The organism is Micromonospora sp. BS32 (genome assembly GCF_059089345.1).
In genome coordinates this window covers 132,122-155,456 of the sequence record NZ_JBSSHR010000004.1, presented here as the reverse complement: position 1 = coordinate 155,456, position 23,335 = coordinate 132,122, and the positions used below count along the sequence as shown (strand labels likewise).

Sequence of the window (23,335 nt, the reverse complement as noted above, 5' to 3'; positions counted from 1 at the left end):
CGCGGCTCAGGCGGCGGTGGAGGTGAGCCGGGTGGCGCGTTCCTTCGCGGCCTGCTGCAACGGCCCCTCCCGCCACTGGCGGGGCAGCGCGGCCAGGGCCAGTCGCAGCGCGCGGACGCTGAGGTCCGCCGAGAGCGCGGTGGTCGGCAGGCCCAGGCCGCCGTAGAGCCGCAGGGCCCAGGGCGGCAGCAGCCCGAGCGCGGTGCCGGCGATGCCGAGGTACGCCCAGCGGGGCGGCCCCAGGGACAGGCCCAGCCGGGCCGGCCGGCTGAGCTTCCACGGGATCGGCGGGGCGGTCAGGAACAGCGCGGTCTCGGCCGCCTCCTTCGTCATCCGCAGCTCCGGGCGGACTGCCCGGTAGTAGTCGGCCACCTCGGCGGCGCTGCCCGGCACCTCGGCCGGGTCGAGACCGACCAGGGCGGCGGCCCGCCGCTGCTCGGCGTAGTAGCCGTCGACCTCGGCGTCGGTCAGCGACAACCCGGCCCGGCGGGCGGTGCTGACGAACGACTCCACCTCGGTGACGTGCACCCAGCGCAGCAGCTCCGGTTCGTCGATGCGGAACTGCTCGCCGGTGGACGGGTCGATGGCGCGCATCCGCGAGTGCAGGCCGCGCAGCCGGCGGCCCGCCGCCTCGGCCTCCGCGGTGGTGCCGTAGATGACCGTGCCGACGTAGGTGGCGGTCCGGACCAGCCGACCCCAGGCGTCGGACTTGTAGTTGCTGTTCTGTGCCACGCCGGCCATCGCCCGGGGGTGCAGCGCCTGGAGGTAGAGGGAGCGCAGGCCGGCGACGATCAGGACCGGCTCGTCGTGCACCTTCCAGGTGACCGAGCCGGGACCGAAGAGGCCGAGATCGTCGGAGTCCACCGACCAAGAGTGCCACGCCGGCCGGGGGATCGGCCCAGGGACGGCGGCTCGGACCGCAGCGGTGCGGCGGGCTCAGATTTCGGTGGTGCGGCGGGCTCAGACCTCGGCGGTGCGGCGGGCCTGGCAGGTGGGGCAGAGGCCCCAGAAGGTCACTTCCGCCTCGTCGACCTCGAAGCCGTGGGCGATGTTCGGGTCCAGGCAGGGGGCGCCGCCGACCGCGCAGTCGATGTCGGCGATCTCGCCGCAGCCCCGGCACACCACGTGGTGGTGGTTGTCGCCGGCACGCGCCTCGTACCTCGCGGGACTGCCCGCCGGCTCGATCCGGCGGGCTAGGTCGGCCCGGGAGAGCGCGCCGAGGACGTCGTACACGGCTTGGGTGGAGACCGAGTCGAGGCGTTCCCGGACCCGGCGGGTGATCTCGTCGACCTCCAGGTGGCCCCCGCCGGCCAGGACGTCCAGCACGGCGAGGCGCGGCCGGGTCACCCGAAGGCCCCGCGACCGGAGCAGTTCCTCGCCACTGGACACGAGGCAATGACAGCACGGGGTCGGCGGGCCGACAACCGACCCCGACGGCAGGTGGCCCCGGACACAGCTCGCACGACCTCGGTGAACCGTCCCCCTCAGCACCGCGTGTACCCGATCGGCGGCGTGCCGCGACAAGTGGATCGTCGTACGCTGCTTGCCGCGGAACCGCATCCACTGTCGGAGGTGTCGGTGTTCAAGGAAATCAACGGCCTGCCGGGCCACGTCCTGGTGGTCCACGCCGTCGTGGTGTTCGTTCCGCTGCTGGCGCTGCTGGCCGCCGCGTACGGGCTGATGCCGCGCTGGCGGCCCCGGCTCGACTGGGCCGTGGCGGTCCTCGCGGTGGTGACCCCGATCCTGGCCTGGGTGGCCACCGAGTCCGGCGAGGCGTTCCAGGAGGCCCTGGAGGCCAAGGGCTACCCGCCCGAGCTGCTCGCCAAGATCCACGAACATTCCGAGTACGGCGAGAACCTGCTCTGGTTCACCGTCGGGCTCGCGGTGGCGGCGCTCGTGCTGCTGGCGCTGACCAGCGGTCGGATCCGCACCCCGCAGTTGCCCGCCTCGGTCACCTGGGCGCTCACCGCGCTGGTCGTGGTGCTGGCGGTCCTCGCGCTGGTCTACGCGTACCTCACCGGCGACAGTGGCGCCGAGTCGGTCTGGGGCAACACCCTCTGAGCCCGGCCTCTCGCATCCGCCCTGCTCAGAAGATCGCCCGGGAGCAGAGCAGGCAGAGCAGGACCAGCAGCACCACCCCGGCGACCGCGCCGACGCTCCAGGTGAGCCGCTGGGCCCGTTGCTCCGCGACGTCCATCGCCTCCATGTCCTGCGGCGGCAGGGCGCGTGGCGCGGTCGGGTGCAGGTGTACCGGGGGTCGCCAGCCGGGTGGCGGCGGGGTGGTCGGCGGCGGTCCGGCGTAGCCGCCGCCCGCCGGTGGCGCTGCGCTCGGCCCCGTCGGGGCGGGTGGGGGAGCCGGTGCCACCCCGGTCGGCGCCGCCCACGGCGACGGCGACGTCGGCGCGACCGGCGGTCCGCCTCCGGCCGGGCCGCCGGTCGTCGGTACGTCGGACCGAACGTCGCCGGTCGTCGGTTTGGTGCTCGGGGCGCTCGGTGGCACGTTCTCGGGCGGCCGTCGCCAGTAGTCGTCCTCCGGGGGGTTACCGCTGGGCGTCGTCACGACGTCCGACGCTACCAACGCCCGGGGCGCCGGACCGGTCGACGCGGCGGCCCCCGGGGTGGGAGTGGTACGGCCGCGGGCCGGAGCGCTGCCGGCGTGACGACCGCCGGTTGGGATAGTCTTGCCGCTCGTGAGCACCGAGAACCCGGGCCCGCAGGGCGTACGCGGCGACGACGACCGCGCCGTCGACCTCAGCGAAGACTTCGTGGTACTGCCCGAGCAGACGGTCGACGACACCGATCACGGCTGGGGCGAGCGCGGCGGCGGCAACGACGACTGGCTGCTCGCCGAGCGTCCCCCGCACTGGGGCTGACCGCACGCGCAGTGCCGGTCCGCGCCACCGCGGCTCAGCCGCGCACCACGACGGCGAAGCGACTCCCCTCCGGCTGGCCGATCGTGCGACGTGCCTGGTCGGGCCGGAGGGCCAGGTAGAGGGCCGACGTCCCGTCGGTGGCGTCCCCGCTCACCACGTCGAGCACCAGCGCCCCCGCTGCGAGCAGGATGGCATCGGTGGTCGCCTGCCCGCCCGGCATGACCAGCAGGTCGACCCGGGCGCCCGGCCGGAGCACCGCGAGCGCCGCCGGCTCGGCCAACCGCACCGGTACGCCCACCGCCCCGCCCGGCAGCGCCAGCGCCCCCGGCCGGCCGGCACCCGCCGGCACGCTCCCGCGCGCCCCGGCAGCCTCGCCGGGCGACACGTCCGGCCCCGCCGGCCCACCGTCGCCGGTCGCGCCGCTTCCGACCGCCCGGCCGTCTCCGTCCACCGGCCCGCTGCCGCCCGGCGGGCCACCTCCGCCCATCGGCCCACCATCGCCTGCCGGGCCGCTGCCGCCTGGCGACCCGCTGCCAGCCGATGTGCCGTGTGCGCTCGCCGGCCCGGTCCCGTCCGGCCGCCGGTCGTCGGCGCTCGCCAGCCGGTCCTGCGCGGGTCCGGGGACTGGGCCGGCGCAACCGGTCGGATGGTCCAGGACGATCACCGCGAGCCCGAGCAGCGCCGCCACCAGCCCCGCCCGCAGCAGCGTCCCGCCGCCCGGCCGGCGCGGCCACCGCACCGGCCGCAGGGCGCGACGGCCGTCCGGGTCACCTGCCGCCATGACACCACCTCCGAGTGCGGTTCGTCGTCCGAGGCGCGGTCCGCGCCGGGCGCCGCTGGACGGGCACCCGGTTCAGCAGGCTAGGTGGGCGGCGGGACGGCGTGGAGGACGTCGTACCCAGCCTGTGGACAACTCTCGGGCCTGTGGACAACGCCCGTCGGCCGCGCCGATCGGCTATGCCCGACGGTGGCCGGGTACGCCGAACGCCCCTGCGGCCCGGGGGCGGCAGGGGCGTCGGAAGTGCGGGATCAGGAGGCGGAGGAGCTGCCCGACGAGCTAGCGGCCGGGGCCTTGGCCGAGCCGCCGCCGTTGGTCGACGTGCCGGACGACGTGCTCGACGACGAGTCGCCGCCGGAGGACGAGCCCTCCGACTTGGCGGCCGGCTTGGCGGCTCCGGCGCCCTTGCTCTCGCTACCCGAGGAGCGGGAGTCGGTCCGGTAGAAGCCGGAGCCCTTGAACACGACGCCGACCGAGTTGAAGACCTTGCGCAGCCGCCCCTCGCACGCGGGGCACTCGGTCAGCGGCTCGTCAGAGAAGGACTGCACCGCCTCGAGCTGGTGGCCGCACGCGGTGCAGGCGTACTGGTAGGTGGGCACGTTCTCCTCCGGATCTGGCACGGCCGGTTGGCACTCGACGTATTCGAGTGCCAATGGTGCGTCATCGCACCCGGGTTCGTCCAGCGGACGTGGGGGGATCGACAGCCGGCGCGTCCCCGAGGGTACGCAGGCCGCTCGCCGGGGCGAACACCGCGCGTACCGGACGATCGTGCGGCTCGGCGGGCAGCGTCTCGACCAGCTCGCCGTCGTGCAGCAGCGCCACGGTCAGGGTCGCCGCGGGCACCCGGGCCAGCGCGCGGTCGTACGAGCCGCCGCCCCGGCCCAGCCGTGCCCCGCGCCGGTCCACCGCCAGCGCCGGCACCACCACCAGGTCCGCCCCGGCCACCGCTGCCGGCCCGAGCCGAGGCCCGTCCGGCTCGCGCAGCCCCCGACCGGCGGCCACCAGTGAGCGGGGACCGGCGTACCGGGCCCAGTCCAGGTCCAGGTCGTCGACGAGGACCGGCAGGAGCAGCTCCGCCCCGGCGGGCAGCGCGGCGAGGAGCACGTCGGGCAGCTCCGGGCCGCCCGGTTCGGACCCGACCGGCACGTACGCCGTCATCTTGCGCGGGCGCAGCCGGCGTACCAGCTCGGCCAGCCCGGCCTGGACGGACGCCGCGGCGGCGGCCCGCTGCGGGCCGGTCAGCGCCCGACGGCGGGCGAGCAGCGCGATCCGCGCCTCGCGCTTCGCCGCATGGGTCACTTCCGCGTCATCAGAAAAATCCGGCACGCAACACTCCTGACGCAACGCTTGTATAGCGGTCGCTCTGTGTCAGCATCGCAGCAAAGGGCCTGGAAGCTCCGGGGGGCAGCGTTGACGCTACGCGGGCGGTTGACGGCAGCCTTCCTCGCGGTGGTGCTCGGCCCGGTGCTGCTCGGCGCGGTCTTCGCCGGGACCACGCTGGCGGCGGTCGACCGGAGCCGCTCCACCGAGCGCCTCGGCCTGGCCGCCTCCGCCGTGCGGACCTCCGTCGACGCGCTCTGCCAGCAGCTGCGAGCCGTCGCCGACGCGGTCGCGCTGCGCACCGACGCCGCCGCCCGGATCGTGGCGGCCGGCCAGGTGGTCGGCCGCGGCCTCGCCGCCGCCGTGCTGGTCACCGACGTGAACGGCACCCCGACGTACGTCACCCCGGGGGCGCCCCCGACCCCCTGGCTCGACTGCGCGGACGGCGGCGTGGCCGAGGGGCCGGTACGGGCGATCGGCGCCCGGGTCGAGCTGCGCGACCCGGCCGGCGCGGCGCTCGGCACGGTGGCCGCCGCGCAGGTCGTGGACCCGGCCTTCGTGGCCCGGCTGGCCGCCGCCACCGGCGTCGCGGTCACCCTGCTCGACGCCGGTGCCCCGCCGGGCCGGGTCACCCACACCACCGAGTCCCACCAGGTACGCGAGGCGGTGCTCGCCGCCGCCGGCACGGCCGACGGAGACCGGGTCACAGAGACCCGCGACGGCCGGTACGTCCGGCGGCTCGACCCGACGTCCGGGCAGCCGCTGCCCTTGGTCCTCTCCGTCCCCGGCGAGCGGCCGCCCGGCCTGCCCGCCGTGCTGCTCGGCGCGGTGCTGCTGGCCGCCGTGCTGGCCGTGCTGACCGCCTGGCGGCTGGCCCGGGTCACCACCCGACCGCTGGTCGAGCTGGCCGCGGCGGTGGACCGGGTGGCCCGGGGCGACCTGACCGCCCGGGTACCGGTGCGCAGCCGCGACGAGATCGGCCGGCTGGCCGCCGCGTTCAACGGGATGACCCGGGAGACCGCGAGCTACGTGGCGGCGCTGACCAGCAGCCGGGACCAGCTGCGCGGGCACCTGGCGGTGCTCGGTGACACCCTGGCCAGCACCCACGACCTGCAACGCATCCTGCGGGTGATCCTGCACAGCGCTATCGGGGCGACCGGGGCCCGGGCCGGCGCGGTGCTGTTGCTCGACCCGGCCGGGATGCTGGTGGAGCAGTGCGCCGAGGGGCTGGACGGGCGGTACCCCGCCGGGGCGGACGCGCTGCGGGTGCCGGTCGGCGTCGGGGTGGTCGGGGCGGTGGCGGCCACCGGGGAGGTCCGGAGCGGACGGGCCGAGCCGACCGACCCGCCCGACGGGGAGCCGCGCTGCGAGTCGTACATCGCGGTGCCCTTCACCGCGCCCGGCGGTCCGGCCGGCGGCGAACCGACCGGCCGGGATCCGACGGTCGGGGTGCTGGCCCTCTACGACCGGCTCGGCGCCGAGGAGTTCGACGACGACGACCTGGTCACCCTGCGCACCTTCGCCGGGCACGCGGCGGTGGCGGTGGAGAACGTCCGGGTGCACGAGGAGGCCCAGCGGCTGTCGCTGACCGACCCGCTGACCGGGCTGTGGAACTACCGCTACCTGCGCGAGTCGCTGCGCCGCGAGGTGGAGCGGGCGAACCGGTTCGGCCGGATGCTCAGCATCCTCGCCCTCGACCTGGACCGCTTCAAGACCGTCAACGACACGTACGGGCACGCGGCCGGTGACGCGGTGCTCGCCGAGTTCGCCCGCCGGGTGCGCGGGGAGATCCGCGAGGTGGACCTCGCCTTCCGGCAGGGCGGCGAGGAGTTCGTGGTGCTGCTGCCGGAGACCGACGCGCGGGGCGCGGCGATCGTCGCCGAGCGGCTCGGGGCGGCCGTCCGGGACACCCCGATCACGGTGGACGGGCACGGCGTGCGGGTGCCGGTCCCGGTGACCGTCTCGATCGGCATCGCCGTCTATCCCGATCACGCCAACTCCGGGCAGGAGGTGCTGGACGCCGCCGACGATGCGCTCTACGCCGCGAAGGCCGCCGGCCGGGACGGCTACCGGGTGACCGGGGCGCGGGCCACGCCGGTGGAGCAGGAGATCACGGTGCCGGCGGGGGCGGCCAGCCCGGACGACGGGCTCCCGCGCGCGGGCCCGGCGGTCGAGCGGACCGCGAGCCGGCACGCCACCAACACCGCCGGTGTGACGCAGCCGGGCGGCGCGTCTTCCGGTCCTCACCCGCCGCGGCAGAGCCGTGGCCGATAGTCTCGCGGCATGTCGGAGCACTCAGCGAACCCCTCAACGGCCGCCGCGACCGGCCGTACCCGCGCGGTCAAGGCCGTCATCCCGGCCGCTGGGCTGGCCACCCGGTTCCTGCCGGCCACCAAGGCGGTGCCCAAGGAACTGCTGCCGGTGGTCGACCGGCCGGTGCTGCAGTACATCGTCGAGGAGGCGGTCCAGGCCGGCCTCGGCGACGTCCTGCTGATCACCGGGCGGGGCAAGACGGCCATGGTGGACCACTTCGACCGCCGGCCCGACCTGGAGGAGCGGCTCGCGAAGAAGCCGGAGCTGCTGGCCGCCGTCAAGCGCACCGAGGACCTGGCCGAGATCTATACCTGCCGGCAGCCCGAGCAGCTCGGCCTCGGCCACGCCGTCGGGTACGCCGAGTCGCACGTCGGCGACCAGCCGTTCGCGGTGCTGCTCGGCGACGAGTTCGTCAAGCCGTCCGAGCCGCTGCTGCCGGCCATGCTGGAGCTGCAGGCCCGCACCGGCGGTGTGGTGCTGGCGTTCTTCGAGGTCGACCCGGCCGAGACCAGCCGGTACGGCATCGCCTCGGTCGAGCCGGCCGAGTCGGAGCTGGCCGACATCGGCGAGGTCGTCAAGGTGACCGGCATGGTGGAGAAGCCGAAGCCGGAGGACGCCCCCAGCAACCTGGCCGTCCTCGGCCGGTACGTGCTGCCGGGGCGGATCTTCGACGCGATCCGGCGGACGGAGCCGGGCAGCGGCGGCGAGATCCAGCTGACCGACGCGATGGAGCTGCTGCGCACCGAGGGAGTGCCGGTGCACGCGATCGTCTACCGGGGCACCCGCTACGACACCGGCATGCCGCTGGGCTACCTCCAGACGGTGGTGCAGATCGCCGCCGAGCGGGAGGACCTGGGCGGCGAGTTCCGCAAGTGGCTGACCGAGTTCGTCAACTCCGACGCGGCGGGCGGCTCCGGTACATGACCGCTACGGCCGACGCCGAGGCGGCCGCGAACGAGTTGACGCCGCTCGCCGACTACCTGGGCAGCGTGCTGCGCAGGTTACGCGCGCTGCCTCCGCTCGACCTCGACCTCACCCAGGCGTACGGCAACGTCCTCGCCGAGGACGTCGTCGCGCCGCACTCGTTCCCCGCCTTCGACCAGGCGGCGGTGGACGGGTACGCCGCGCGCTGGGAGGACCTCGTCGGCTACGGCCCGGTCCCCTCCTCGGGGGGCCCGGGCCGGACCGTGCGGTTGAACGTGGTCGGGGACCTCGGCGCGGCCAGCTGGCGACCGGTCCGGCTCACCCCGGGATCGTGCTTCTCGGTGGCCGCCGGCGCGCCGCTGCCGGTGGCCGCGGACGTCGTGGTCCCGGTGGAGTGGACCGACCAGGGCATGGCCGCCGTGGAGATCTTCCGCACCCCCAAGCGGGGGTACGGGGTCCGCCGGGCCGGTGAGGAGCTGCCGGCCGGGACCCTGCTGGCCCGGGCCGGCACGTACGTCTCGCCGGCGCTGGTGGCCGTCTTCGCCGCCACCGGCCTCGGCCATGTGGTGGTCCGCCCCAGCCCCCGGGTGGTCATCGTGGCGACCGGCGACGAACTCGTGGACGTGGGCCGGGGCAGCCAGCCGGGCCAGGTGGTGGACGCGAACTCGCACGCGCTGACCGCCGCGGCGGCCGAGGTGGGCGCGCTGGCCTACCGGGTGGGCATCTGCGACGACGACCCGGAGGCGCTGCGCGGCCTGCTGGAGGACCAGACGCTGCGCGCCGACCTGATCGTGACGACCGGCGGCACCGGCACCGGGCCGGGGGACATGGTGCGCCGGATCCTGTCGCGGCGGGAGGGGGGCCGGGCCGGCCCGGTCACCTTCACCGACGTGGCGCTCTATCCCGGCACCTCGCTCGGGTTCGGTACGGTCGGCGCCGAGGAGGTGCCGGTGGTGTGTCTTCCCGGGGAGCCCGGCGCGGCGCTGATCGGCTTCGAGGTGCTGGCCCGGCCGGCGATCCAACTGCTCGCCGGCGCGGAGCCGGTGTTCCGGCCCAGCGTCCGGGCGCACCTGCTGGAGACCATCTCGTCGCCGGCCGGGCTGCGCGAGTTCCGGCCCGCGCACGTGGCGGAGCGGCGCGGCGGCGGCTACACCGTCCAGCCGCTGCCGGGCGGGCCGTTCACCCTCTCCGGGCTGGCCGAGGCGAACGGTCTGATGGTCCTCGGCGAGCGGGTCACCGCCGCGGCGGCCGGGTCCACGGTGGACGTCCTCCTGCTGGACCGGCGCCGGTGAGTCTGTTCGGCCGGAATCCAGGCTGGCCGGTGACGTTGGCCGACGGGCCGGTGGTGCTGCGGCCGTACCGGCGCTCCGACGCCGCGGCCTGGTCGGAGATCCGGCGCGCCAACCAGGCCTGGCTGGCGCCCTGGGAGTCACACCTGCCGGGCAGCTGGGACGAGACGAACTCGCCGGCCGCGTTCCGCTACGTGCAGCGGGACCAGCGCCGCTCGGCGCGTACCGGTGAGGGGATGCCGTTCGCGGTGTGCCTGCGCGAGGACGGCCGGGAGCGGCTGGTCGGGCACATCAACGTCGGCAGCATCGTCCGGCGGGCGTTCTGCTCCGGGTACGTCGGGTACTGGGTGGACTCCCGCGTCGCCGGCCGCGGGGTGATCCCCACCGCCATGGCGCTCGCCGTGGACCATGCGTTCGGCCCGGGTGGACTGCACCGGGTGGAGGTCAACATCCGGCCGGAGAACCGTCCCTCCCGGAGGGTCGTGGAGAAGCTGGGCTTCCGCGAGGAGGCGTACCACGTGCGCTACATGCACATCGACGGTGCCTGGCGCGACCACATCGGATACGCGATGACCAGCGAGGAAGTGGCCGCCGAGGGTGGCCTGCTGGCCCGCTGGCACCGGGTGCGCCGTACCGGCGGGTGAGCCGTCCCACGGGCGGGATCGGCGCGGCGCGTCATCATCCTGGTCGGTGGCCCGTAACCTCAAGTGACTGCAAGCTGTGGCAAGCGCTGCCCGCCCGTACGATCTGCGCCGTCGAGGACCATCCGGTGAAGATCCTGCGGCCGATCGGCGGTTGCCCCGAATTCGGTGACGGGAGGGGTGAGGGTGCCGACCTCGGTGCTCCTCGCCGTCCTCGCCGCCGCCGGCCTGCTCGCCCTCGCCCCGGCGCTGGTCCGCCGGTACGACGCCACCGAGCGGCTGGTGGCGGAGCGGGCGCAGTCGACGGCGCGGGTGCTCCAGCGCCGCCGGCGGGCTCGTACTGTCCCCGGTCGGCGGCCGGTCAACCCGTCCCGCGCCCTCGTCGTCACCCTCAGCGAAAATGCGACGACGGGCGGCCTGAGCGCTCCGGTCTCCGCGCCGCCCGCGCCGGTGCGCCGCTCCGGTCGGCTGCGCGCCGTGCCGTCGGCCCCGGGCAGGGCGCGCCGCCGGCCGCCGCCCCGCCGGCACCACACCCCGGCGGTCTACCGGCGGCGTCGGGTGCTCGCCGCGCTGCTGCTGCTCAACTTCGTCGAGCTGGTCGGCGTGGTCGTGGTCAGCCCGGGCTTCTGGATCGGCTTCTCGGTCACCGCCACCCTGCTCGTGGCGTACGTCGTACACCTGCGGGGGATGGCCGTGAAGGACCGCCGGCGGCGGCGGATCCAGGCCCGGGAGGCGGCCTGGCTGGCCGCCCGGCAGGCCGAGGTGCGGCGGGAGCAGGCCCGTCGGGCGGCGGCCCGCCGGGAGGCGCAGCGTCGCCTGGCGGCCCAGCGCGAGGCGGTACGCCGCTCCGCGATGGGTCTGGACCGCCCGGCCGACCTGCCCGCGGCGGCCAGCGGGGGCGGCTCGGTCTCCTACCGGCGGACGGGCGGGCTGCGTGGACGCCCGTATCAGTCCGGCGGCGGCCCCCACACCGCCTGACCGCTCAGGCTCCGCCGATCTTGCAGTTGCCGGCCCCCGTTGTGGGCCTTCGTCCCGTTCGTCCGGGCGGCAACTGCAAGATCGGCGGGGAAGGGGTGGGCCGGTGGGCCGGTTCGCTCGGGTGAGGGGCGTCTGTTAGCCTTGTCGTCGGCCCGCCCGGTGAAAGCCGGGTGGGACCGAAGCCGGTCCGCCGGCGGAGGGGTTGTGGCGCAGTCCGGTAGCGCACCTCGTTCGCATCGAGGGGGTCAGGGGTTCGAATCCCCTCAACTCCACCCAGTTCAAAGGCCGTTTCCCCGCTGAGGGAGACGGCCTTTTTCGATCTTGTACAGCAGCGGAGTACAGCAAGCAACCACTCACGCGTACGGACAACAGGACTGTTCCGCCGCCGGTGCCTGCCTGGGTAGGGTCCGGCGGTGATCGTCTCCCAGTACGCGTACTTCGCGCTGACTTCGTCTCGGGTGCCGGCCGCCGAGATCACCGCGAGGCTCGGCACCGAGCCGGACGAGATCGTCGTTCGCGGCAGTCGCAATGCCGACCCCGCGAGGCCTGCCAGGCACCGGTGGAAGGTGGCATGTCGCGAGCCTGGGTTGACCGTGGACGACCAGATCGCCCGGATCGTTGATCGGCTGTTCGAGCACGCGGGACGCATTGGTGAACTTGCCGTCGAGATGGAAGACCCTGATGGCGGGCCGAGCGCGAGTGTTCTGCAAGTCGTCCGCGTGTTCGAGCATCCGGATGGCGAGGAGGAAGACCAGACCAGCCCATTCGAAGGCTTGCAGAAGCTCCCCGGCCAGCACCAGTTGCTGGGCTGGCATCTCGATGTTCGGGTGCTGGAGTTTCTCCGACTGACGCGAGCAGAGCTGGACGTGGACGAGTACGCCTACGGGTAAGGATGGTTCCGGTCGACCGAAGGATCCGGTCCGGCTGGCTTCTGTGTCGGTCCCTCAGCCGAGTCCGAACACGGCCGGTTTGCCGGCGGTGGAGTACGGCAGCTCAGAGGAACTGCTCGCCGAGGCGCTTGAAGTGCTGTCTCGGTCGCCTCCGCGCTGGCCTCGCTGTAGATGTTCATGGTCACCGCGATCTGGCTGTGCCGGAGGATCTGCATGGTCACCCGGGGGTGCACGTCGAGCGCCACCAGCAGGGAGGCGCAGGTCCGTCGGGTGGTGTGAACGGAGATCTGCCGTACGCCGGCCTTCCGACAGCGGGTCTTGAACTCGCGGTGGAAGTTCCTCGGCTCGACCGGTGTGCCGAGCCGGGTGGTGACGACCATGCCGTTGTCCTGCCAGGCCCGTCCTGCGTGGGCACGGTGTCTCTCCTGGTCGTCGCGGCGAGCGCGCAGGGCCGTGGCGCAGATGGCGGGCAGGGGCAGCAAACGCTTCGCTACGCGTTGATGACGGCCGGAAGGGATCGACAACGTCGCCAGTGCATGAGCACACGGGACGACCTCCGCCGACACTGGTTGGTGACCGCGACCAGGCTCCCCCGACGGGGGTCATCTGCGCTTTCCCGCCGGTACCGGTCAGGCCGTTACGTGCGCGAAGTTACGAGCCACGGGGTGTGTCTCGCCCGTTTAGGGGTATCCGCCCTCATTCGGTGTGATTAAGGGCGGGAGGGCTGGTGGATTCGTACCCTGCCGTGGAGTCCCATGGCTTGATCGGTGACCTGCAGACCGCGGCGCTGGTGGCGATGGACGGGACGGTGGACTGGTTCTGCGCCCCACGCTTCGACTCGCCGAGCGTGTTCGGTGGCCTGCTCGATCGGCACAAGGGTGGGTACTTCCAGGTCTCACCCGAGGGCGTCGACTACACGAGTAAGCAGTTGTACCTGCCCGGCACGCCGATTCTGATCACCCGCTTTCTCAGCGCGGACGGCGTGGCTGAGCTGGTGGATTTCATGCCCGTCGCGGGAGATCACGTCACCGACCGCCACCGCCCTTCCACCCCGGCGCCGGTGCCTTCACGCAGCACTATGCGTCCGACGTCCTGGACGCGTCACTGCTCGCCATGCCCTACCTCGGAGTCGTGTCGCCAACGGATCCGATGTGGCTGTCAACGCTGCGGGCCATGGACGCGAAACTGGTCTCCGACAGCCTCGTCTACCGGTACGACCCGAACGCCTCACCCGACGGCCTGCCCGGCCAGGAGAGCACCTTCACCATGTGCACCTTCTGGTACGTCCGGGCCCTCGCGCAGTCTGGGCGGCTCGACGACGCGAGGCTGACCTTCGAGAAGATGCTCACCTACAGCAGCCCCCTCGGCCTCTACTCGGAGGAGATAGCCCCCACCGGCGAGCAGACCGGCAACTTCCCGCAAGCATTCAGCCACCTCTCACTGATCAGCGCCGCCGTGAACCTCGACCAACTACTCGACGCCCGCCCCTGAGCGAAACGAGAGCGATAACCCGCCGGGGGTCGAACTGGAAGGACGGTTCGCGCACCGAGGCGACCACCCACAGGCCGAGCCTCATCAAGGCTGCCCGCAGTCAGCAGAACGTCAGCGAACGCGTTACAACGCGACGGGTGAAGGCCATAAGAAGCGGCAAGGCAGCCGGTGCGCAGGCAGACAGGACGACACCCATCGACAGTGTTCGACGACCAGGACCAGGCTCCCCCCGACGGGGGTCACTCCTCAGCGGGCAGGGAGCCGGCAGCAGCGGCGACCTGACATCAGTCGTTGACATCAACGGTGGCGGCCGAGGCCGGACGAGTGTGGACGGGTGTCGCCTCGGAGCCGAACCCCCGTGGACGTCAACGGACGCTACGACCTTCGCCGAAAGCGCCTCGTAAGCGAGTCGTCAGGCCGGCTGCTGGGGCGGTCACATCGGCGCGTGAGCCAGCGCCCGCCGACGCGCGTACCAGGTCAGCTATTCCGCGCTCTACCTCGGCTCCTACCTCGTCCAAGCTGCCGAGGATCTTCACTGGGTTCCGGCTGGCGCGTTGCATCACCGGTTCCTCGGATGGACCCGCGAGGCCAGCGAATTTACGACAGCAGTACAGCAGCGAAGTACAGCAACCGTGCCAGCCACACCACACCGAGACGAGCCTGAGCAGGCCGTATGACCTCGGACGACGCCCGATCACACCACCTCGCCGCCAGTTCGCATCGAGGGGGTCAGAGGTTCGAATCCCCTCAACTCCACCCAGTTCAAAGGCCGTTTCCCGTGGTGGGAGACGGCCTTTTTCGATCCTGCACGGCAGCCCCTTCGCGATTCGATCTCCCTGTCGTACCCGCCAATGAGATCTTCCGCATGGAGCGTCCGGTGCGGCAGGCGTACCTGAACAGCGCTCGCCGGGACGGCCGCGATCCTGTGATCGGCTGTTCAGCGGAGATCTGGCGCGCGACTGTCAACGCCCGCCCTGCGCCACTCGCGATACGTCCGGCCCGGCTCGCGCCTTGTTGTCATGCTGGCCCGTGCCTACTGTGCAGTGATGCTTTCGCGAATGCTGACGGTGACGTTCGATGCGCACGACGCGGCTCGCCTGGCAGAGTTCTGGGCCGGCTTGCTCGGCCGGGAGGTCGTCGAGGACGCCGGTGGTGCGCTCCTGCCCGGCGGCGACGCACAGCTCAGCCTGCGGTTCGTTCCGAGCCGCGCGGAGAAGGTGGGGCCGAACCGCATGCACCTTCACCTGACCAGCGCCAGCCGCGCCGACCAGCAGCACACGGTGGCTACGGCGCTGGGGCTCGGCGCCGGTCACCTCGACGTCGGGCAGCGCCCCGAGGAGGGGCATGTCGTCCTGGCCGACCCCGAGGGCAACGAGTTCTGCGTGATCGAGCCGGGCAACGCCTTCCTCGCCGGGTGCGGCTTGCTCGGGGAACTCGCCTGCGACGGCCGCCGGTAGGTTGGCCTCTTCTGGAGCGAGGCGCTGGGTTGGCCGCTGGTGTGGGACCAGGACCAGGAGACCGCGATCCAGTCACCGCACGGCGGCACAAAGGTCGCCTGGGGAGGCCCGCCCGTGGCCCCGAAAAAGGTGCGGAACCGGCAGCGCTTCGACCTCGCCCCGGCCGGTGGCGACCAGCACGCGGAGGTCGACCGGCTGGTCTCTCTCGGAGCCACTCGGCTCGAGGTCGGTGAGGACGGCGCCGTCGTGCTGGCCGATCCCGACGGCAACGAGTTCTGCGTGAGAGGAAACTGACCAGAGCGCCACGACCACGGCGAACTCACGCACCTCCGGCAGCGACGCCGGGGCCGACGGTCCGGTCGCCGTCAAGGCGATTGCGGGAACGCGCAACCGCCCCTGTCCGCCCTGCGGTCACGGTGGTCCGATCCGTCCGCCACCAGGCGAACCGCTGATTCGGGTACGGCGCCGGGAGTGCATCCTGTTGCGGCTTCCGCAGGTCGCTTGGCCGCCGCACAGATGGTCGGCCAGGCGACCGTAGCCCGTGCCGGGCTGTGTCACCCTGTACCCGACATCGGGCACGGGGGACGAGCCTGAAGGGTGCAGCCGTGGGCGACACGAAACGGGAAATGGCGGCCGGTCCGGGCGATCCCGGCGTGGACAGGCTGGCCAGCATGTCCCGGGCCCTGGAAGTCGCGGTGAGCCGGCGGATCCTCGCGGTCCAGAACGGCGAGGCGCATGACCCCCAGGTGCGCCTCTTCGCTGAGGGGCTGCCCGAGATCCTGGACCGGCTGCCGATGCTGGAGGCCGCGACCCGGTACGTGGTCTACAACCTCCAGCGCAGCTCCACGTTCGACCCGTCCCGCCGGGAACGTCTACCCAACCGCCGTACCCGGGCCAGGAAGCTCCAGGGGCACATGATCCTCCACCCCACCGAGCACCTGCCGCTCACCGCCGCCTGCCACCCCGACACCTCGGTGGCGCAGGTGCAGGGCATCGGCCTGGCCATCGACGAGCGGCTCGCGCTGTTCCCCGGCCCGTACACCGCGGACGGGCGTCCGACCGCCTGGTTGTGCTCCGACCCGGACCTGGTGGCCGCCTTCTGCGAGCTCTGGCACGAGACGAATCGGTCCGCCGTGCCGGTCCGCGACATGCCGGGCCTCGTCCGCCTCACCGAGCGCCAGTTGGACGTCGTCGCGCTGCTGTCCAAGGGCGCGAAGGACGCGGCGATCGCCCGGCTGCTCGGTGTCTCCCCCAGGACGGTAACCAGCGACGTCGGCAAGATCATGGACGCGTTCGGCGTCGCGACCAGGTGGGAGGCGGGAATGGTCATCGGCCGGGCCTGCCCGCCGAGCCTCAGCGATCGGCCCGTCGCCCGCCCCTGACCGTCGGTCGACGCCCGTTAGCGGTCAGGGTGTGGGCGTACCCGGTCGGTGGGCGGGTTGGAACAGTTCTATGAGGTTGCCGGCCGGGTCGGTGAGCAGAATCTGGCGCCCGCCGGGGCCGGCGACCACGCCGCCGCGGAAGGGCACTCCCGCGTTGCGCAGTCGGTCGATCTCGGCATCCAGGTCGCCGACGATCAGATGGATGCGGTTGCGTCCAGCGGTGGAAGCGTCGTCGGGGGTGGCCCGGGCGCCCGAGCTGGTCGGCCCGGACAGCAGCAGCCGCAGCGGGCCGCGCACCACGTCGGCGAAGGCGGGCGCGGCGCTGGTCTTCAGCGTGAAGCCAAGATGGGTGGTGTAGAAGTCGACGGCCTGCTGGACGTCATCGACGAGGTAGCGGACGCTGGCGTAACGGTCGGGTGCGGTCACGGCTGAACCTCCTTCATGGACGGTTGGTCGGCGGCGAGTGCGGGCAGCAGATGCCTGATGCGGCTGTCGATGTCGGCCGCGGCGTGCTGGAAGGCGGGGTAGCTGGCCCGGTCGGTGTCGCCGGCCGTGGTGGGGTCGGGGATGCTCCAGTGCACCCGCCGAGGATGGTCCGGGAAGTCAGGGCAGGCCTCGCGGGCCTTGTCGCAGAGGCTGATCACGTAGTCGAGCCGACGGCCGGTCAGCGTGTCCAGGTGCCGGGGGCGCCGGCCGGTGATGTCGACGCCGAACTCGTCGCGCAGCACCCGTACGGCGTTGGGGTGGAGGCGTGGCTTGGGTCGGCTGCCGGCGCTGGCCACCTCGACCTGGCCGCCGGTGCGGTGGTGCAGCAGGGCCTCGGCGATCGGTGAGCGGGCGCTGTTGCCGGTGCACACGAACAGCACGCCGACGCGGGGCGAGCGCCGCAGGCCGTCCGGGGGTGTGCGCGGTGCGGGCTCCCGGTGCAGCGCCGGGTGCAACGCGGCGCCGGTGCCGGCCAGCGCCTCCGAGCAGCGATCCAGATCCAGGTGGTAGTAGCTGTCGCGGCCGTCGAAGGTGCTGCGGGTGGCGGTGACCAGCCCGCCGTCGCGCAGCAGCCGCAGATGGTAGGAGACCAGGTTCTGCGGCTCAGCTGTCAGCGTGACCAGCTCCCGGACCCGGTAGTCGCTGTTCGCGAGTGCGGTCAGCAGCCGCCACCGCAGCGGATGGGCGGCCAGGCGCACGAACGCCGGATAAGCCTGACTCGACAACGCCACGACCCGGAGAATACATCAAATGCACTTGATGGAGTAAACAGTCCGATCAGACACCCTCGCGCCAAGGGGCCGTCCCCCGGTCGAGGACGGCCCCTTGGCGATGGTGGTGCTGACGTCAGGACTCGCAGCCGACGCCGTCGTTGTTTCCGTCGAACCCGTGCGGGTCCGGCGCCAGGACCTTGAAGTTCCGGTACGAGATGTCGCCGCAGTCCAGGTCCGGCGGCGGCGGCGGGATGCACACCGTGGGGTAGGCCGGGTCGCAGGAAGGCGGCGGCGGGGTCGGAGTGGCCTCGATCCGGATGTACCAGGTCCCGTTCGAGGGCCGCCAGACCGTACGGTCGTCCCGGTAGTCACCGCCGTAGTTGCCCGGCTGCGGCACGTCGCCGTTGACGCCCCAGGTGATGGCTGAGGTGCCCAGCACGTACCAGGTGCCGTTCCCGGGTCGGAACACGGAGAATTCCGCGCGGCTGTCGCCGGTGTAGTTGGCCGCCACGGGGATGTCGCCGGACTGGCCGTAGCGGACGCCGCTCAGGCCGCGGACGTACCAGGTGCCGGTCGAGGGTCGGAAGACCGCCACGTCGGCGTGGCCGTCGCCGGCGAAGTGGGCGCCCACCGGCTTGTCCCCGGACTGGCCGTAGCGGATGGCGCTCATGCCGAGGATGTACCAGGTGCCGGTGGACGGCCGGAACACCGCGAGTTCCGCCCGGCCGTCGCCGGTGTAGTTCGCCGGCACGGGAACGTCTCCCGACTGGCCGTAGCGGACGCCGCTCCTGCCGAGGATGTACCAGGTGCCGGTCGACGGCCGGAACACGGCGGGCTCGGCGCGGCCGTCGCCGTTGTAGTCGGCGGGCACGGGAATGTCACCGGCCTGACCGAAGCGGACAGCGGAGGCGCCGCGGATGTACCAGGTGCCGTTCGACGGCCGCCACACGGCGAGGTCGGTACGGCTGTCGCCGTAGTAGTTCCGGGCCACCGGCACGTCGCCCTGCTGGCCGTACTGCACGGCGGAGGTGGTCGCCGCGTTGGCCGGAGCGGCGAGCCCGACAGTTGCCGCGGACAGGCACAGCGCCGCCATCGCGACAGGGACTCGAAATCTCATGCAGCTCCCTCAGAAGATCGTCAGGACACGACCATAAGTGGGGGCGCGGAAAGGTAAATCCTCCGAAGGCAGCGGCAGGTCGCCCGAAAGCCGGTTCCGGGGCACCGAACAGATGATCATGCGGAACCCCAGGCAGAGGCCGCTCGACCCGCTGCGAACTTCTGTACGGGATCGAGGTGACGACAGGCGAAAGGCCGATCCCGGACAGGGAACGGCCTTTTACCGTCCGGCGAGGACCACCCGCCGGCCGTCACTCCAACGCGAACGACCCGAGCGGGATCTCACCCGCCGGCACGTACCTGCCGATCATCACCCCGGTGGTCGAGACCGTGCTGTCGGTGAGCGTCAGCCCGCCGGGGACCGTCCCGTCCGCGAAGAGGCGCTTGCCCGCTCCGATGACGACGGGGAAGATCCACAGGCGGAACTCGTCGACCAGTTGGTGGCGAAGCAGCGTCTGGACCAGGTTGCCGCTGCCGTGCACCTGCAACTCCGGCCCGTCGCCCTGCTTCAGCGCCGCGACCCCGTCGGCTATGTCGCCCTCGATCAGGACCGAGTTGCGCCACTCCAGGGTGGGGCGACCCCGTGAGGCGACGTACTTGGTGGCGTCGTTCAACGGCTTGCCGCCGGCCTCCTCCGGCGCCTTCGGCCAGTGGGCGGCGAAGATGTCGTAGGTCCTGCGGCCGAGCACGAGGTCGAACGGCCGGCCCATCGACTCGGTCATCACCTCACCCATCCGCTCGTCCCAGTAGTTGACCGACCAGCCGCCGTGCGCGAAGCCGTTGTCGTCGTCCTCCCCGGGGCCGCCGGGGGCCTGCATGACGCCGTCGAGGGTCAGGAAGGTCTGCACGACCAGTTTTCTCATCTCTCGTGCCCTTTCCTCAGGTCCCGAAGTGGGGTGGAGCCCGGCCTCGTCGGAAGGGCCGGCGTGCTGGAGCGATATTCACGACAAGGCGCGAATCGCCACGCAAACCCACGCTAGAGGAAACGTGCGACGAACTCGTGCGAGACACGTCGTCGGGCCGGCCCCACGCCGACCGTCCGGGTCGGAGGGTCGGACGTGGACCGGCCGCCACTACCCTGACCCGCATGTCGACCACGGACGAGGAACTGGCGATCATGGCAGCCCGGGCCGGAGCCGCCGTCGTGCGGGACCGCTACGGCGCGACCCTGACCCGGGTGGAGAAGTCCGGCGGCGACTTCGCCACCGCCGTCGACATCGAGGCGGAGCAGGTGATCCTCGACGTCCTCCGCGCCGCCCGGCCGGACGACGCCGTGACCGGTGAGGAGACCGGGCGTACGGGCGGCGGCGGGCAGCGGATGTGGCTGGTCGACCCGCTCTGCGGCACGCTCAACTACGCCGTACGCACCATGTTGGTCGCGGTGAACGTCGCCCTGCGCACCCCGGCGGGCATCACCGTCGCGGCCTCGGCCGACCCGTTCACCGACGAGGTCTTCTGGACCGACGGCGTCGGCGCGTACGTGCGGCACGACGGCGTCGACGAGCGGCTCACGCCGTCGGCCGGCTCGCACCTGGTGGACGTCAACCTCGACCCGCCGTTCCCGAACGCGCCGGGCTTCCGCGCCGTACGGCTGCTCGGCGACGCCGGGTTCGTCGAGCGGTTCCGTCCCCGGGTGGTCTCCACGACCCTGGCGGTGGCCTGGGTGGCGGCCGGCCGGCGGGCCGCCTACGTCACCGACGGCGACCTGCGGGACAGCGTGCACTTCGCCAGCGGGATCGCGCTGTGCCAGGCGGCCGGGTGCGTGGTGACCGACCTGCGGGGGCAGCCGGTGCACACCGGCGCCGGCGGCCTCGTGGTGGCGGCGGACCGGCCGGCCCACGACGCCCTGCTCGCCCTCGTCGCGGGCCAGCTCCCGGACGGCCAATGACCTACCCGTGGTCGCGCGCCGAGGCGAGCAGGGTGTGGATGACGGCCGGGTCGCTCGTCTCGACATTGCTGAGCATCACGATCCGGCGGTCCGTACCGGGCAGGCAGCCGACGAACGAGACGAAGCCCGCGTTGCCGCCGTCGTGGTGGAACAGCGGCTCGCCGGCCAGCGTGCCGACGAACCAGCCGTAGCCGTAGCCCCGCGCCGTCGGCCGGCCGCCGGTCGGCACCCGCTCGGTCACCATCAGCGTCCGGTACGGCTCGGCGAGCAGCCGCCCCGCCCCCAGGACGTCGAGCCAGGTCACCATGTCGGCGGTGGTGGACCAGACGTCACCGGCGCCCATGCCCACCACGTCCAGGTCCCATGACGGCACCGGGGCGCCGTCCGGCCCGTGACCAGGGGCGATGTCGTCGCGGTCACCCGGGGAGCCGGCGAACGTGTCGGCCATGCCCGACGGCGCGAAGATCTGCTCGGCGAGCACGTCGCGGTACGGCCGGTCCGCCACCCGCTCCACCACCTGGGCCAGCAGCACGTAGCCCGGGCTGCTGTAGTACCAGCGCTCGCCGGGGGCGGACAGCGGTGGCACCTGTTGGAAGGTCCGTACCAGGTCGTCCGGCTCCACCCGCCGGGCCAGATTGATCATCGGATGGTCGTGCCAGTGCCCCAGCCCGGAGGTGTGGGTGAGCAGCTGATGCAGCGTGATGTCGTGCCAGGGCGGTGGAGCGGCGCCGAACCACCGCCCGATCCGGTCGCCGAGCGCCAGCGCGCCGCGTTGGGCGAGCAGCAGCACGGCTGCCGCGGTGAACTGTTTGCTCACGGACGCCAACTGGAACCGGGTGCCCGGTGTGCAGTTCGGGGCGGTGGTCTGGGTGACCACGGTGTCCCCGTGGCGGATCAGGACCGAACCGGGCACCTCGGACAGCGTCGGCATGGGGCCCAGCCTAGGGCGGTGCGCCGACGTGTGTCACCGGCGTCGATCTCCGGCCGGGCCGGCGCGACAGCATCCCCGGTGCCCCCCACCGCGGCGACGGGTACGGCAGACTCCCCCTTCGCCAATTGTTCCCGCTCCGCCCCTGGAGGCATCCGATGACAGCCGACCTGCCTGCCCCGGCCGTGACCGCCGGGGGAGGCGTACCGCAGGTGTGCGCCCGGCACGGGGAGCCGGCCATCCGGCACCAGAAGGTGCTGTTCCGCTCCCGTACCCCCGGCTGGGTCTACATCCTGCTGCCGTTCGGGGTGCTGGTGTTCGCGATCGTCGCCGCGGTGCTGCAGAAGCGCGTGAAGGCGGCGGCCTGGCCGTTCTGCGCGGAGTGCGCCCGGCTGCGCACGCGCCGCCTGCTCATCGGCCTCGGCGTGGTGGCGCTGGCCATCCTGGGGGTGGTCGTCCTCGCCGTGGCGGTGCCGCAGGGCAGCGACGCCGCGGGCATGATCGTCGTGCTCTTCGTCTTCGCCCTGTTGGTGGGCCTGGGCTTCGTCGCCGCCTCCGGGTGGGGCGGGATCGCCTCCGGGCACGTCTCCGCCGACGGCGCCCTGCTGCAGGTCCGCAAGCCGCACCCGCGCTTCGCCGAGCAGGCCGAGGCCGTCCGCATCGCCGTCGAACAGCACTGGGCGGCGCAGCGCTGGCAGCAGGCCCAGGCCCTGGGCAACCCCGCGGCGGCGCAGTGGCAGCAGCCGGTTCCGCCGCAGACGCAGTGGCCGCAGCCGCCGGCGCCCGCCGGGGCGCCGCCGCAGCCGCCGTACCAGCAGCCGTAGCCCGGAACGGGCCGGCTCCCCGTCGGGGGAGCCGGCCCGTGAGGCTCGCGCCGGGTCAGGGCTTCCAGGAGCCGGCGGACTCGAAGTTGTGCTGGTACTCCACCACGCCGTTCTGGTCGGCCACGTCGAAGACCACCGCGCCGGAGCGCTTGCTGCCGGCCGGGATGCCGTTGCCCGAGGAGAGCGGGTCACCGCCGCAGCCGGAGAGCAGCCCGGCCAGCCCGCTGACCGTGGTGCCGTCCTCGGCGATCCAGCGGAAGTAGAACGGGTTGATCGACGCCTTGCCCTTGGTCACCGTGGCGGTCACATCGGCGATCAGGTAGAGGCCCTTGTCGGGGGCCGGGGCGAACGAGCGGCAACCCTTCGTGGAGGTGGTGAAGCGGCGGACGGTGATCTCGATGGTGCCCTCGTCGTCCTCGAGCACCAGGGTGGCACCCGGCTCCATGTTGAACGTCTCGCCGTCGGTGGCGGTGGCGGTCGGCTTCCCGCCGGGCAGCGCCGGCGCCACCGTGGTGCCCGGGGTGGGCAGCGAGCGCTCGATTTCCTCGGCCTTGTCGGCGGCCTTCCTGCCGCCCACGACCGCGGCCGCGACCACACCGCCGCAGCAGAGCAGCACCAGTGCCGCCACCACGATGCCGACGATGACCCAGACCTTCTTCTTCGACTTCGGCGCGGCCACCGGGTAGCCGGGCGGCAGCGGCGCGCCCGGCGCGCCCGGAGCGCCCGGAGCGGGCGGCCAGGGACCGCTGGGCGGGGCCGGGTAGCCGCCGCCGGAGACCGGCGGGTACGGCGTACCGGAGACCGGCGGCTGCGGGGCGTACGGGTTCTGCGGCGCGTAGGGGCTCTGCGGCGCGTAGGGGCTCTGCGGCGCGCCCGACACCGGCGGCAGCGGCGCGGTCGGGTCGGCCGGGTACCGCGGCACGGGGGCCGTGGGGAACGGCTGGGTCGGCTCCGCGGGCTGCTGGTTCGGATCCTGCGGCCCGTAAGGGGGCTGGGGCTGGCTCACCGTACTCCTCGGCACGTCGATAGATCGGTAACGCCTGG

25 protein-coding genes, 1 tRNA gene and 3 pseudogenes are annotated in these 23,335 nt (G+C 73.1%); 16 read left to right on the top strand and 13 right to left on the bottom strand.

Annotated elements, in window-relative coordinates; genetic code table 11:
• Positions 1 to 6: 6 nt before the first annotated feature.
• Entirely contained in the window at positions 7 to 864 is an 858-nt protein-coding gene (locus tag AC5RWQ_RS08355; protein WP_494282152.1) for an oxygenase MpaB family protein, read from the bottom strand.
• Positions 865 to 960: 96 nt separating this feature from the next.
• Entirely contained in the window at positions 961 to 1,389 is a 429-nt protein-coding gene (locus AC5RWQ_RS08350; RefSeq protein ID WP_334484828.1) for a Fur family transcriptional regulator, read from the bottom strand.
• Positions 1,390 to 1,578: 189 nt separating this feature from the next.
• Between AC5RWQ_RS08350 and AC5RWQ_RS08345 the strand changes: the two genes are divergently transcribed.
• Positions 1,579 to 2,061 carry a DUF2231 domain-containing protein gene (locus AC5RWQ_RS08345; protein WP_494282382.1) on the top strand — a complete coding sequence of 161 codons (483 nt, stop codon included), beginning with the start codon at positions 1,579 to 1,581 and terminating at the stop codon, positions 2,059 to 2,061.
• Between the two features lie 25 nt (positions 2,062 to 2,086).
• On the opposite strand, the gene AC5RWQ_RS08340 is transcribed toward AC5RWQ_RS08345, so the two are convergent.
• Positions 2,087 to 2,560: a hypothetical protein gene (locus AC5RWQ_RS08340; RefSeq protein WP_494282151.1), complete on the bottom strand. Its 474-nt coding sequence runs from the start codon at positions 2,558 to 2,560 to the stop codon at positions 2,087 to 2,089.
• Positions 2,561 to 2,690: 130 nt separating this feature from the next.
• Here AC5RWQ_RS08340 and AC5RWQ_RS08335 point away from each other — a divergent pair, with 130 nt between their 5' ends.
• The gene (locus AC5RWQ_RS08335) at positions 2,691 to 2,873 is read left to right on the top strand and encodes a hypothetical protein (RefSeq protein WP_494282150.1); all 183 of its coding nucleotides are present in this window, start codon (positions 2,691 to 2,693) and stop codon (positions 2,871 to 2,873) included.
• Between the two features lie 34 nt (positions 2,874 to 2,907).
• Here the strand turns inward: AC5RWQ_RS08335 and AC5RWQ_RS08330 are convergent, their stop codons facing one another.
• The 3 genes from AC5RWQ_RS08330 to AC5RWQ_RS08320 all read right to left on the bottom strand — a co-directional run bounded on the left by AC5RWQ_RS08330 (position 2,908) and on the right by AC5RWQ_RS08320 (position 4,977).
• Positions 2,908 to 3,654: a hypothetical protein gene (locus AC5RWQ_RS08330; protein WP_494282149.1), complete on the bottom strand. Its 747-nt coding sequence runs from the start codon at positions 3,652 to 3,654 to the stop codon at positions 2,908 to 2,910.
• A gap of 248 nt (positions 3,655 to 3,902) precedes the next feature.
• Positions 3,903 to 4,271 carry an FmdB family zinc ribbon protein gene (locus AC5RWQ_RS08325; RefSeq protein ID WP_494282148.1) on the bottom strand — a complete coding sequence of 123 codons (369 nt, stop codon included), beginning with the start codon at positions 4,269 to 4,271 and terminating at the stop codon, positions 3,903 to 3,905.
• 40 nt (positions 4,272 to 4,311) lie between these two features.
• Complete coding sequence (locus AC5RWQ_RS08320) at positions 4,312 to 4,977, bottom strand: 5-formyltetrahydrofolate cyclo-ligase (protein ID WP_494282147.1); 666 nt, start codon at positions 4,975 to 4,977, stop codon at positions 4,312 to 4,314.
• A gap of 84 nt (positions 4,978 to 5,061) precedes the next feature.
• Between AC5RWQ_RS08320 and AC5RWQ_RS08315 the strand changes: the two genes are divergently transcribed.
• From AC5RWQ_RS08315 to AC5RWQ_RS08285, 7 genes are all read left to right on the top strand, one after another.
• Entirely contained in the window at positions 5,062 to 7,245 is a 2,184-nt protein-coding gene (locus tag AC5RWQ_RS08315) for a diguanylate cyclase (protein ID WP_494282146.1), read from the top strand.
• Between the two features lie 9 nt (positions 7,246 to 7,254).
• Entirely contained in the window at positions 7,255 to 8,208 is a 954-nt protein-coding gene (locus AC5RWQ_RS08310) for a UTP--glucose-1-phosphate uridylyltransferase (RefSeq protein WP_494282145.1), read from the top strand.
• Positions 8,205 to 9,500, top strand: a complete 1,296-nt coding sequence (locus tag AC5RWQ_RS08305; RefSeq protein ID WP_334484844.1) for a molybdopterin molybdotransferase MoeA — start codon at positions 8,205 to 8,207, stop codon at positions 9,498 to 9,500. The genes AC5RWQ_RS08310 and AC5RWQ_RS08305 overlap by 4 nt, the downstream gene beginning before the upstream one ends.
• The gene (locus tag AC5RWQ_RS08300) at positions 9,497 to 10,141 is read left to right on the top strand and encodes a GNAT family N-acetyltransferase (RefSeq protein ID WP_334484846.1); all 645 of its coding nucleotides are present in this window, start codon (positions 9,497 to 9,499) and stop codon (positions 10,139 to 10,141) included. The genes AC5RWQ_RS08305 and AC5RWQ_RS08300 overlap by 4 nt, the downstream gene beginning before the upstream one ends.
• A 177-nt stretch (positions 10,142 to 10,318) precedes the next feature.
• Positions 10,319 to 11,116, top strand: a complete 798-nt coding sequence (gene sepX, locus AC5RWQ_RS08295; RefSeq protein WP_494282144.1) for a divisome protein SepX/GlpR — start codon at positions 10,319 to 10,321, stop codon at positions 11,114 to 11,116.
• Positions 11,117 to 11,314: 198 nt separating this feature from the next.
• Positions 11,315 to 11,388 (top strand) — tRNA-Ala (locus AC5RWQ_RS08290).
• A 141-nt stretch (positions 11,389 to 11,529) separates the two neighbouring features.
• Positions 11,530 to 12,006, top strand: a complete 477-nt coding sequence (locus tag AC5RWQ_RS08285; protein ID WP_494282143.1) for a DUF4279 domain-containing protein — start codon at positions 11,530 to 11,532, stop codon at positions 12,004 to 12,006.
• On the opposite strand, the gene AC5RWQ_RS08280 is transcribed toward AC5RWQ_RS08285, so the two are convergent.
• The gene (locus AC5RWQ_RS08280) at positions 11,997 to 12,386 is read right to left on the bottom strand and encodes a tyrosine-type recombinase/integrase (RefSeq protein ID WP_494282142.1); all 390 of its coding nucleotides are present in this window, start codon (positions 12,384 to 12,386) and stop codon (positions 11,997 to 11,999) included. The genes AC5RWQ_RS08285 and AC5RWQ_RS08280 overlap by 10 nt on opposite strands.
• A gap of 347 nt (positions 12,387 to 12,733) precedes the next feature.
• Here AC5RWQ_RS08280 and AC5RWQ_RS08275 point away from each other — a divergent pair.
• The 5 genes and pseudogenes from AC5RWQ_RS08275 to AC5RWQ_RS08255 all read left to right on the top strand — a co-directional run.
• Positions 12,734 to 13,048 (top strand): annotated as a pseudogene (locus AC5RWQ_RS08275) (trehalase-like domain-containing protein); the annotation flags it as partial.
• A gap of 14 nt (positions 13,049 to 13,062) precedes the next feature.
• Positions 13,063 to 13,497 (top strand): annotated as a pseudogene (locus tag AC5RWQ_RS08270) (glycoside hydrolase family 15 protein); the annotation flags it as partial.
• Positions 13,498 to 14,555: 1,058 nt separating this feature from the next.
• Positions 14,556 to 14,954, top strand: coding sequence for a VOC family protein (locus AC5RWQ_RS08265; protein ID WP_494282141.1), 399 nt, complete (start codon positions 14,556 to 14,558; stop codon positions 14,952 to 14,954).
• 18 nt (positions 14,955 to 14,972) lie between these two features.
• Positions 14,973 to 15,248 (top strand): annotated as a pseudogene (locus tag AC5RWQ_RS08260) (VOC family protein); the annotation flags it as partial.
• A 311-nt stretch (positions 15,249 to 15,559) separates the two neighbouring features.
• On the top strand, positions 15,560 to 16,336 hold the full coding sequence (locus AC5RWQ_RS08255; protein ID WP_494282140.1) for a helix-turn-helix transcriptional regulator: 777 nt from the start codon (positions 15,560 to 15,562) through the stop codon (positions 16,334 to 16,336).
• Between the two features lie 24 nt (positions 16,337 to 16,360).
• Here the strand turns inward: AC5RWQ_RS08255 and AC5RWQ_RS08250 are convergent, their stop codons facing one another.
• The 4 genes from AC5RWQ_RS08250 to AC5RWQ_RS08235 all read right to left on the bottom strand — a co-directional run bounded on the left by AC5RWQ_RS08250 (position 16,361) and on the right by AC5RWQ_RS08235 (position 19,514).
• The gene (locus AC5RWQ_RS08250; RefSeq protein ID WP_494282139.1) at positions 16,361 to 16,762 is read right to left on the bottom strand and encodes a VOC family protein; all 402 of its coding nucleotides are present in this window, start codon (positions 16,760 to 16,762) and stop codon (positions 16,361 to 16,363) included.
• Positions 16,759 to 17,553, bottom strand: a complete 795-nt coding sequence (locus AC5RWQ_RS08245; protein WP_494282138.1) for an arsenate reductase/protein-tyrosine-phosphatase family protein — start codon at positions 17,551 to 17,553, stop codon at positions 16,759 to 16,761. Before AC5RWQ_RS08245 ends, AC5RWQ_RS08250 begins: the two co-directional genes overlap by 4 nt.
• A 115-nt stretch (positions 17,554 to 17,668) precedes the next feature.
• The gene (locus AC5RWQ_RS08240; protein WP_494282137.1) at positions 17,669 to 18,652 is read right to left on the bottom strand and encodes a hypothetical protein; all 984 of its coding nucleotides are present in this window, start codon (positions 18,650 to 18,652) and stop codon (positions 17,669 to 17,671) included.
• A 250-nt stretch (positions 18,653 to 18,902) separates the two neighbouring features.
• Positions 18,903 to 19,514: a dihydrofolate reductase family protein gene (locus tag AC5RWQ_RS08235; protein ID WP_494282136.1), complete on the bottom strand. Its 612-nt coding sequence runs from the start codon at positions 19,512 to 19,514 to the stop codon at positions 18,903 to 18,905.
• Between the two features lie 224 nt (positions 19,515 to 19,738).
• Between AC5RWQ_RS08235 and AC5RWQ_RS08230 the strand changes: the two genes are divergently transcribed.
• Entirely contained in the window at positions 19,739 to 20,539 is an 801-nt protein-coding gene (locus AC5RWQ_RS08230) for an inositol monophosphatase family protein (protein ID WP_494282135.1), read from the top strand.
• A gap of 1 nt (position 20,540) precedes the next feature.
• Here the strand turns inward: AC5RWQ_RS08230 and AC5RWQ_RS08225 are convergent, their stop codons facing one another.
• The gene (locus AC5RWQ_RS08225; RefSeq protein WP_494282134.1) at positions 20,541 to 21,470 is read right to left on the bottom strand and encodes a serine hydrolase domain-containing protein; all 930 of its coding nucleotides are present in this window, start codon (positions 21,468 to 21,470) and stop codon (positions 20,541 to 20,543) included.
• 155 nt (positions 21,471 to 21,625) lie between these two features.
• On the opposite strand from AC5RWQ_RS08225, the gene AC5RWQ_RS08220 reads away from it, so the two are divergent.
• Positions 21,626 to 22,291, top strand: coding sequence for a hypothetical protein (locus tag AC5RWQ_RS08220; RefSeq protein WP_494282133.1), 666 nt, complete (start codon positions 21,626 to 21,628; stop codon positions 22,289 to 22,291).
• A gap of 55 nt (positions 22,292 to 22,346) precedes the next feature.
• On the opposite strand, the gene AC5RWQ_RS08215 is transcribed toward AC5RWQ_RS08220, so the two are convergent.
• Positions 22,347 to 23,297, bottom strand: a complete 951-nt coding sequence (locus tag AC5RWQ_RS08215) for a DUF4352 domain-containing protein (RefSeq protein ID WP_494282132.1) — start codon at positions 23,295 to 23,297, stop codon at positions 22,347 to 22,349.
• Between the last annotated feature and the right edge of the window lie 38 nt (positions 23,298 to 23,335).

What these genes read in the sequence shown, in the direction of transcription:
- AC5RWQ_RS08330 (WP_494282149.1), bottom strand. Translation starts at nt 3,654, where the DNA reads ATGGCGGCAGGTGACCCGGACGGCCGTCGCGCCCTGCGGCCGGTGCGG.
- AC5RWQ_RS08310 (WP_494282145.1), top strand. Translation starts at nt 7,255, where the DNA reads ATGTCGGAGCACTCAGCGAACCCCTCAACGGCCGCCGCGACCGGCCGT.
- AC5RWQ_RS08305 (WP_334484844.1), top strand. Translation starts at nt 8,205, where the DNA reads ATGACCGCTACGGCCGACGCCGAGGCGGCCGCGAACGAGTTGACGCCG.
- AC5RWQ_RS08280 (WP_494282142.1), bottom strand. Translation starts at nt 12,386, where the DNA reads ATGGTCGTCACCACCCGGCTCGGCACACCGGTCGAGCCGAGGAACTTC.
- AC5RWQ_RS08265 (WP_494282141.1), top strand. Translation starts at nt 14,556, where the DNA reads ATGCTGACGGTGACGTTCGATGCGCACGACGCGGCTCGCCTGGCAGAG.
- AC5RWQ_RS08240 (WP_494282137.1), bottom strand. Translation starts at nt 18,652, where the DNA reads ATGAGATTTCGAGTCCCTGTCGCGATGGCGGCGCTGTGCCTGTCCGCG.
- AC5RWQ_RS08235 (WP_494282136.1), bottom strand. Translation starts at nt 19,514, where the DNA reads ATGAGAAAACTGGTCGTGCAGACCTTCCTGACCCTCGACGGCGTCATG.
- AC5RWQ_RS08230 (WP_494282135.1), top strand. Translation starts at nt 19,739, where the DNA reads ATGTCGACCACGGACGAGGAACTGGCGATCATGGCAGCCCGGGCCGGA.
- AC5RWQ_RS08225 (WP_494282134.1), bottom strand. Translation starts at nt 21,470, where the DNA reads ATGCCGACGCTGTCCGAGGTGCCCGGTTCGGTCCTGATCCGCCACGGG.
- AC5RWQ_RS08220 (WP_494282133.1), top strand. Translation starts at nt 21,626, where the DNA reads ATGACAGCCGACCTGCCTGCCCCGGCCGTGACCGCCGGGGGAGGCGTA.